This is a genomic window from Candidatus Thiosymbion oneisti (genome assembly GCF_004359955.1).
Lineage (GTDB): Bacteria > Pseudomonadota > Gammaproteobacteria > Chromatiales > Chromatiaceae > Thiosymbion > Thiosymbion oneisti.
This window is the reverse complement of the sequence record NZ_SMSC01000051.1, coordinates 1-9,577: the sequence shown is the minus strand read 5'-3', so window position 1 is coordinate 9,577 and position 9,577 is coordinate 1. Positions and strand designations below refer to the sequence as shown.

The 9,577-nt window shown below is 62.9% G+C and carries 3 protein-coding genes; 2 read left to right on the top strand and 1 reads right to left on the bottom strand.

All coding sequences use genetic code 11. The annotated features are described in order from the left end of the window. Window positions 1-5,322 (bottom strand): nSTAND1 domain-containing NTPase (locus E1958_RS21020; protein WP_133513232.1); only part of this gene is annotated, 5,322 nt, incomplete at its 3' end. A gap of 593 nt (window positions 5,323-5,915) precedes the next feature. Between E1958_RS21020 and aceE the strand changes: the two genes are divergently transcribed. Both aceE and E1958_RS18775 read left to right on the top strand, forming a co-directional pair. Beyond that, the gene (gene aceE / locus E1958_RS18780) at window positions 5,916-8,579 is read left to right on the top strand and encodes a pyruvate dehydrogenase (acetyl-transferring), homodimeric type (RefSeq protein WP_133513231.1); all 2,664 of its coding nucleotides are present in this window, start codon (window positions 5,916-5,918) and stop codon (window positions 8,577-8,579) included. A 92-nt stretch (window positions 8,580-8,671) separates the two neighbouring features. Then, entirely contained in the window at window positions 8,672-9,472 is an 801-nt protein-coding gene (locus E1958_RS18775; RefSeq protein ID WP_133513230.1) for a hypothetical protein, read from the top strand. Window positions 9,473-9,577 lie beyond the last annotated feature (105 nt).

Below are 9,577 nucleotides of genomic sequence, written 5' to 3'. Positions count from 1 at the left end.
TCCATCATCCGAGGCGCTCGCCAGCCGCTTGCCGTCGGGGCTGAAAGCGACGGCTGTGACACTACTCTCATGCCCGGTGAAGATACGGATGGGCTCGCCGCTGGCGGCATCCCACAATCGCAGGGTGTTATCCCACGAGCCGCTCGCCAGCCGATTGCCGTCGGGACTGAAAGCGACGGCTGTAACTACGCTCTTATATCCGGTGAGGGTGCGGATGGGTTGGCCGCTGGCCGCGTCCCACAAGCGCAGGGTTCCATCATACGAAGCGCTCGCCAGCCGGCTGCCGTCCCCACTGAATGCCACCGCTGTGACGCTGCCCTCATGTCCGGTGAGGGTACGGATGAGCTCGCCGCTGGCCGCGTCCCACAAGCGCAGGGTTTCATCATACGAGCCGCTCGCCAGCCGGCTGCCGTCCCTACTGAATGCGACGGAGTTGACATCGCCCTCATGGCCGGTGAGGGTGCGGATCAGCTCGCCGGTGGCCAGATTCCACAGACGCAGGGTTCGATCAGACGAGGCGCTGGCCAATAGCTTGCCGTCGGGGCTGAAGGCGACGGTTGTGACACTCCGCTCATGCCCGGTGAGGATACGGATGAGCGCGCCGCTGGCGGCATCCCACAAGCGCAGGGTTCCATCATTCGAGCCGCTGGCCAGCCGCTTGCCGTCGGGGCTGAATGCCACGGCTGTGACCCTGCCCTCATGGCCGGTGAGGATACGGATCGACTCGCCGGTAGCCGGGTCCCAGAGGCGGATCGTTTTATCCTCCGAGCCGCTCGCCAGCCACTTGCCGTCGGGGCTGAAGGCAAGGTCGTTGACATCGGCCTCATGTCCGGTGAGGATACGGATCGGCTCGCCGGTGGCCGCGTCCCACAAGCGCACGGTGTTATCCCACGAGACGCTCGCCAACCGCTGGCCGTCGGGGCTGAAGGCCAAGTCGTTGACACCTTCCTCATGTCCGGTGAGGATACGGATCGGCTCGCCGCTGGCCGCATCCCACAATCGCACGGTGCTGTCCCACGAGGCGCTCGCCAACCGCTGGCCGTCGGGGCTGAATGCGACGGCTGTGACCCTGCCCTTATGGCCGGTGAGGATACGGATCGGCTCGCCGCTGGCCGGGTCCCTCAAGCGCAGGGTTCCATCAGCCGAGCCGCTCGCCAGCCACTTACCGTCCGGGCTGAATGCGACGGCTGTGACCATGCTCCCATGTCCGGTGAGCGTGCGGATCAGTTCCCCGCTGGTCGCATCCCACAAGCGCAGGGTTCGATCAGACGAGCCGCTCGCCAGTCGCTTGCCGTCCGGACTGAAATCCACGGACCGAACCACGTTCTCATGTCCGGTGAGGATACGGATGGGCTCGCCGCTGGCCGCATCCCACAAGCGCAGGGTTCCATCATCCGAGCCGCTCGCCAGTCGCTTGCCGTCGGGGCTGAAGGCCACGGACCAAACCATATCCTCATGGCCGGTGAGGGTGCGGATGGGCTCGCCGGTGACCGGGTCCCAGAGGCGGACGGTGTTGTCCGTTGATGCGCTTGCCAGCCGCTTGCCGTCCGGGCTGAATGCTACCGAGGTCACTGATTTGTCATGCCCCGTCAGCTTGTGCAGCGGTCTGCCGGTGGCCGCGTCCCAGATTCGAATGCTGCCATCGGATTGACCCGTTGCCATCTGCTTGCCATCGGGTGACCAGGCAATATCATTGGGCGTACTATTTAATTGAGGTGTCGGCGACTGCCAGCGCTCCCGGAATGCGCCCGCAATCCGGGGATCCGTCAAGCGATCCATGCCCTTCGGTTGCAAGCCGGGCTTGCCTTGGATCGGCTGGCGTTGGGCCTGGAGTGCCCGCAGCAATACCCGCTGGTAATCGCCGGTATGCTCGGTGTTGGAGGCGCGTTCGAGCCAGAACAGGGCCTTTTCTTCATGGACACGGGCCAGGTTGATACTGGCCTTGAGTAATTGGTCTTTAGCCCGGTTACGCTCGAACTCGGCGGCATTGCGTTGAGTCTCGGCATCCCGACGTGCGCTTTCGGCCTGCTCCGCAGCAAGCGTTGCAGTCTGCTCCGCCGTCTCCGCAATCTGGGTCTTCTCCTGTGCATCGTTCCAGAGGTGTAAGGTATAGCCGGCCAGGAGCAGCATCAGCACGGCCAGGACGCCCAGGCCCAGACTCCAATTAAGGGCAGTACGGCGTGCCCGCCGGTCCTGCTCGGATTTTTCCTGCGCCAGCTTGGCATTTGCCTGTTCCTGCTTGGCCCGTTCCTGGAGCAATCGTTCGCGTTCGAGGCGTGCCTGCTCGCGCTCGATACGTGCCTGCCGGCGCTCGCGGTGCTCCTGGATGCGGAGCAGGCGACTTTCCTGCAAGAACGCCAGGGCCGGTTGGAAGCCAGGCCGATAGCGTTCGGCCCAGGCCGCGGTGGGCTGCTGTCGCCGCTGCCAATCGATGGCCTCTTGCAGCGCCGCGTCCCGATAGAAACGCGGTTCGGCCTCGCTGTGCTTGCCGGCGGTCTCGGCCAGCCGGCGGTAGATATCGGTATCTGCGGTCTCCTGATCCACCCATGTCCACAAGTTCTTCCACTGGCGGATCAGGCTCTCGTGGGAGATGTCTATCATGGGATCCCGATCCCCGGACAGCACCAGAAAATTACGACCGCTCTTCTCTCCCCCTTGGCGAAAGCAGTCGATGACATGCCTGATCTGCGGCTCGGTCGCGCCGGTGATGGCACAGAGCTGGCTCAGGCGGGTGGGCCGGCGGATGCGGCGATTGCCGAGGTCCACCTCGGTGAGGGCCTGGAACAACCGCCGCGCCAAGTCTTGGTCCTCGCCCCTGAGCTCCTTCAGGGCCTCGTCGGCATGGGCATTCAGGGCGCCACGGATGGTCTGTATCTGCTCGTAGTGCCGGAGGTCGATGGGACCCTGGTCATGCGGCCCGTCCGGTGATGCCGCCGAGTGTTCAGACCAGGCGTCCCAGCAGCGCATGAGGACATGCTGCAGGATGGGCAGGTCATCCCGGGTATCCAGCCGTTCGTTCAACAGCCGGTCCACTAATCTCGGCGCGATGCGTTCGCCGGTCAGGTGGACCGGGCCAGTGATGGCCTCTCGGCGCTGGACCCGGGTCAGGCGTGGCACCAGGAATTGGCCGCGGTTGATGGCCTGCGGCAGGCCGGTGAAGGCGTCGCAGTCGCCGATGAAATCCGAGCGCATGGTGATGACGCAATAGACCGGCAGCCGGTCGCGGCTCGCCAGCTGCAGCAGCAGATCGACAAATGCCTCGGCCTCGGCGCGGCGGGTGGCCGCCTGGGTCCCGGCCCCCTGGGTCTCGATTGAGTCCTGACCGAAACGGAAGAGCTCCTCGAACTGGTCGACCAGCAGCAGCAGATTGGTGTGGTCGTCTTTCAGTGTGGGCCCGAGGCATTCCAGGGCCGCCTCGACGCCTTCTTCCAGCAATTGGTCGGCGAGCCGAGTGGCTGCGTCCGGGTCCCCCCCGGTCGTCGCCAGCAGGGCCACGGCCAGGTGCATCAGGGGCGTCTCGCCGGGCTTGCAGGTGGCGATGCGCCAGCGGTCCCGGTCCTGGACCAGGAAGCCGGCCTCCAGGGCCGGGATCAGCCCGGCCCGGATCAGTGAGGATTTGCCGCAGCCGGAGCTGCCCACCAGGGCCAGGAAGCGGCTCTGGTGTAGGGAGGTGAGCAGGGCTTGGATCTGGGCATCGCGGCCGAAGTAGTAGAGGCTGTCCGCACGCTCGAATGGCCGCAGACCGACAAAGGGGTTGGACGCCAGTGGTTGGCCTTCTTCCCGTCCCTCCTCGCCCTGTGGTCTTGCAGTATGCTCGACTAGGGCCTCCACGATGCCGGCGACATCGGTATTGTCCAACACCCGCATCTGGATCCGCGGCGGCAGCGATGATTGGAGTTGCCGGATCTCGCTGCCTAGGTGGTCCCGCAACCGCCATACCCAGAGGGTATCGAGCGCCATGTCCTCGATAGGCTGGGCGGCGGCTATCCTGACGGCGCGTTCGATACGGCTGCGGACCCACTTCGGATCGACCTGGCCGTACAGCACGATCAGCTCGCGCGCGTGTTCGACGCGCTGCTCGAAATCGGTCCAGCGGTCGGCAGGCTCGGCGCCGTCATGGGTCACTGCCAATTTCAGCGCCGGCACCCGGTGTTTGAGATTCGTCTCCAGCTTGAAGCCCTGGTGTTGGTCGATAGGATGCGGATCGATGACGATGGTACGCTTCGCCTGCGTATCAGCCTGGTCGGTACGGAGCCCGGCGAGCTGCTCCAGGACGTCCTCGATCAGCCGCACCGGGCTGCTGCGCTGGAGCTGATAGCCGGCACCGGAGCGGGCGTCGGTCTCGAGGGCCCGTAGCCAGTCCCGATGGTCCGCATCATCCAAGACAGCGAGGTCGAGGGAGTCCGGCAGCCAGAACAGGGAGCGGGCGGGTGCCGCCTGGGCGAGCTCGGCCTGGCGGCGCGAATAGCTGTGCTCACCACCGTCTATTGCTCGGCCCGGCCAGCCGTCGAGCAGATGGATGCTCAGCTCGACCTGCTCCAGGGCCCGCTGCACCGCGGTGTCATGCTCGGCGGCCGGGTAGGGCGGCGGGATCGGCTCGGCGATGCGCGCTCGGTCGCCGATTTCCGCAATGAGCCGTTTACGCAGCTTGGCCTGGCTATCCGGTACGTCGGCAATCAGGATCTCGGGCAGCCGATCCCCGGCGGGTTGGTCGGTCGGCGACGGCTCCGGGCCGTCCTGCGGTGCCGGAAATGATTTGAGCAGGCGGGTCGCGGCATCGACGATAGGCCGCATGGCCGTGTCGTAGCGCGCAGGGTCGGAGTCTTCGATGGGATCGCCGAAGGCGTCCTGGTCATCGGGAGCGTCGTGGAACTTGAAGCCGAGTGTGCCGGCCAGGGGTTCGGTCCAATGGCCTGAGTCGGTCCACTCCTCATGCGAAATCTTGTTGATCAGGATATTGAAGATGCGCCGCTCGCCATTGACGGCAAGCCCGAGTGGTTGCGACTTGGCGGCGGCGACAAACCAGTCGAGCTCCTGCTTGCAATACGCCGAGTTGCGGTAGTTGTGGGAATGGAGGACCACCAGCAAGGCGGTACGGCCCAGATCCTGCTCGATACAGCGATCCAGCTCGGTGGCGCCGGTCAGACGCCGCTGGTCCCACCAGATCTTGAGCCCGGCCAGGCCCCGGCGCTTGCCCAGCCACCACTCCAGATAGTCTACGAATCTTTCTACCCAGCCGGTATCCTGCCCGGGACGCGGCGCGTTATCCCGGTGGCTGAAGCTGATGAAGAGGTCGTAGTCGAAACCCGGCGTGTAGGCCATCTATGGGATACCCAATCTCGCTCGGGGCGCGTCGGCCGATGGGTGGGGAATGGGACACCGCTGCCTGTCCATTTCCTCACCGATGGAAAGGATGCTAGCCGATAATGGACCCTGGGGCCAGCGGTGGGAGGAGACCATTCAGGGCTACCGAATAATCATCACTGCTGAAAATGGTAGCTGGTAGGCTGGGTCGAGGGACGAGACCCAGCAAACCAGGCTTGCCCATAAAAGCTGGGTTTCGTTCCTCAACCCAGCCTACCGCCTACGGCCCTTTTATTAGACAGCCTCTAACCGCCAACGCCGATCAGCACCGAGGAGCTGCGTCCGCAGGAGCGGACAAGCCGGCGTTCCCACCTGTCTGCGTGCAGGGACGCACAGGCAGGCGCTGGAGCGTGGGAACGAGTGCCAGGGGACGGCGGACGGGTCCGACAAACGACCGGCAGCCGTTCATACGCCCTCACCCCGGTGCCCGGACATTGCGGCGGAAGCGCTCCGGGTAACCCTATATACTGTTCCCGTTTTCCGCCCGTGCCGGCCGCCTCCGTCGCCAGCCACCGCCGTCGCCCTGGCCTGACCCGACCTACGGAACAACCATGACCAACCAGCCCGACATCGATCCCCAAGAGACCCAGGAATGGCTCGACGCCCTGGAGGCCGTGTTGGAGAACCAGGGTGTCGAGCGCACCCATTTCCTGATCGAATGCCTTATCGACAAGGCCCGGCGCTCCGGCGCCCATCTGCCCTACAGCGCCAATACGGCCTATGTGAACACCATCCCGATCCAACAGCAGGCGCGCTTTCCGGGCGATCCCGCCATGGAGCGGCGGATCCGCTCCTTCGTGCGCTGGAACGCCATGGCCATGGTGGTCCATGTCAACCGAATCGCCTCCGAGCTCGGGGGCCACATCGCCAGCTTCGCCTCCATCGCCACCCTGTACGACGTCGCTTACACCCATTTCCTGCACGCCCGCACCAAGGATCACGGCGGGGACCTGGTCTTCATCCAGGGCCACTCCGCCCCCGGCATCTATGCCCGCGCCTTTCTCGAAGGGCGCATCAGCGAGGAACAGCTCAACAACTTCCGCCAAGAAGTGGACGGCAACGGCCTGTCTTCCTACCCCCATCCCTGGCTCATGCCGGGCTTTTGGCAGTTCCCGACCGTGTCCATGGGCTTAGGTCCCATCATGGCTATCTATCAGGCCCGCTTCATGCGCTACCTCCAGGACCGCGGGCTGCTCAATACCGAGCAGCGCAAGGTCTGGGCCTTCATGGGCGACGGCGAAATGGACGAGCCCGAGGCCATGGGCGCCATCGCCCTGGCGGCCCGCGAGCGCCTGGACAACCTGATCTTCGTGGTCAACTGCAACCTGCAACGCCTGGACGGGCCGGTGCGCGGCAACAGCAAGATCATCCAGGAGTTGGAGGCGGACTTCCGCGGCGCCGGCTGGAACGTCATCAAGGTCATCTGGGGCGGTTACTGGGATCCCCTGCTGGCGCGGGACAAGGACGGCATCCTGCTCAAACGCATGCACGAATGTGTGGACGGCGACTTCCAGGCCTACAAGGCCAAGGGCGGTGCCTACACCCGCCAGCACTTCTTCGGCAAATACCCGGAGCTGGCGGACATGGTCGCCAATATGACGGACGAGGACATCTGGCGCCTCAACCGCGGCGGTCACGACCCGATCAAGGTCTATGCCGCCTATGCGGCCGCCGTCGCCCATAAGCGCCAGCCGACGGTGATCCTGGCCAAGACGGTCAAGGGCTACGGTATGGGCCGGGCCGGTGAGGGCATGAACATCACCCACTCCCAGAAAAAGATGGGCGAGGTGGCGCTGAAGGAGTTCCGCGACCGCTTCAACATCCCGGTCTCGGACGACGAAATCGGCGCCGCCCCTTTCTACAAGCCCCCCGCCGACAGCCCGGAGATGAGCTACCTGCACCACTGCCGCGAGGCGTTGGGTGGCCCCCTGCCGATCCGCGATACGACGGCCTCCAAGCTTGCCATGCCGGCGCTCGAGGTCTTCCGCCCCCTCCTGGAAGGCAGCGGCGACAAGGAGATGTCCACCACTATGGCCCTGGTGCGGATCATGACCCTGATCGTGCGGGACAAGGAAATCGGTAAATACCTGGTGCCCATCATCCCGGACGAGGCGCGCACCTTCGGCATGGAAGGCATGTTCCGCCAGCTCGGCATCTACTCCTCGGTGGGCCAACTCTACAAGCCGGTGGACGCGGATCAGCTCCTCTATTACCGGGAGGAAAAGCAGGGCCAGGTACTGGAAGAAGGCATCACCGAGGCCGGCGCCATGTCGTCCTGGATCGCCGCCGCCACGGCCTACGCCAATCACGGCCAGAGCATGATCCCCTTCTACATCTTCTACTCCATGTTCGGCTTCCAGCGCATCGGCGACCTGGCCTGGGCCGCCGGCGACATGCGCGCCCGCGGCTTCCTGATCGGCGGCACCGCGGGGCGCACCACCTTGGCCGGCGAGGGCCTGCAACACCAGGACGGCCACAGCCCGGTGGTCGCGGCCACCATCCCCAACTGCATCGCCTACGACCCCGCCTACGCCTACGAGCTGGCGGTCATCATCCAGGACGGCCTGTGCCGCATGTACCAAGAGCAGGAGGACCGCTTTTACTACATCACGGCCATGAACGAGACCTATGTCCAGCCGGCCATGCCGGAGGGCGTGGAGGAAGGCATCCTCAAGGGCATCTACCAGGTACGCACCGGCGCGGCCATGGAAAAAATGGAAAAGCGGGTCCAACTCCTGGGCTCCGGCGCCATCCTGCGGGAGGCCCTGGCCGCGGCCGAGCTCCTGGAGCAGGACTTCGCGGTCGCCGCGGACGTGTGGAGCGTCACCAGCTTCAACCAGCTGCGGCGCGAAGGCATGGAGGTGGAACGCTGGAATCTGCTCCATCCGCAGCAGGCACCCCGGCGGAGCTATGTGGAACAGCAGCTCGGCCCCACCAGCGGCCCGATCATCGCCGCCACCGACTACATCCAAGCCCTGGCGGACCAGATCCGTCCCTTCGTCCCCCGGCGGTACCGGGTCCTGGGTACCGACGGCTTCGGCCGCAGCGACATGCGCAGACAGCTGCGCAAGTTCTTCGAGGTCAATCGCCACTACATCGCGCTGGCCGCCCTCAAGGCCCTGGTCGATGACGGAGAGATCCCCGTGGCCCGGGTCTCGGAGGCCATCGCAAAATACCGGATCGACCCGGAAAAACCCAATCCGGTCACCCTGTAAGCACGATATCGGGATCGAGTAGGGATGACCATTACCTGTTAGGCGCACATTACCCCAAGAGCATTCCGTACTTAAAAAGGGAGAAAACAGCGATGAAAAAGTTTGCACAGGCCATAAATCTTTCTCTAGCTATAAAAATCTGTGTTGTGGCGGCTGTGACTAACATCGGCCTGGCCGCCTGCACACAGCAGAATAACAATGCAGCCAATCCGACTGCTTTTCAAGAAGCCAAACTAACGTTCTGGCAAAAAGTTTTTGCAGAAGAAAGCTTAATGCGCACTATGCTACTGAATTGGCAGACCCTTAGTCTTCATCTTGACGGTTTGAAGGTTCGGAATTTGCTGGGTTCTTGGACTCCCCCCGAACCGGAATCAAATTCACTTTATCTATTTTCTCCCTTAGAGTTTAGAGATATTTTCGTAAACAGCTATCCCTATCCATCGCCCCACATCATTATGCCTGCCAAAGCAATGGTCTATATAAGGCCAAAGTACTTAAATGACTCACATGACCTAGTATCAATAGTTGGCACAGATAGAATGGGCAATGTTGCTTGCCACATATTTCATAACTGGATAAGTGTTTTCAGCTTAACAACGGCCTATCGAGGCATACCGAAATTTGCGCAGACAATGACTCACAACCTAAGTAGCAATCCTAGTGTGCTCGCTACGGGTTTAGTGGTATCTGTAAATGGCGATTTTTTCGAAGTGTTAGAGCTTCATTATGCTAAAGACGCAACAATATTGGCCAATCCAATATTTGTTTCGAAAAGTACTTTCAACTTGAGTGGAATGAAAGTTGCCGAATCAGACGTGATTGGGCAGAAGGAAAAAGATTATTTCTTTATTTGGCCTACATTTGTTTGGCCTACTTTTTCTTTCGGTTCATAAGGCTATAGATGAATAAGTAATGGGAAAAGGGACCAGGGCTCAATAGATGGCTCGTTTTTCACAGGTCATTCGCCTAACATTCGGCTGCAAGCGACCCAATGCCGC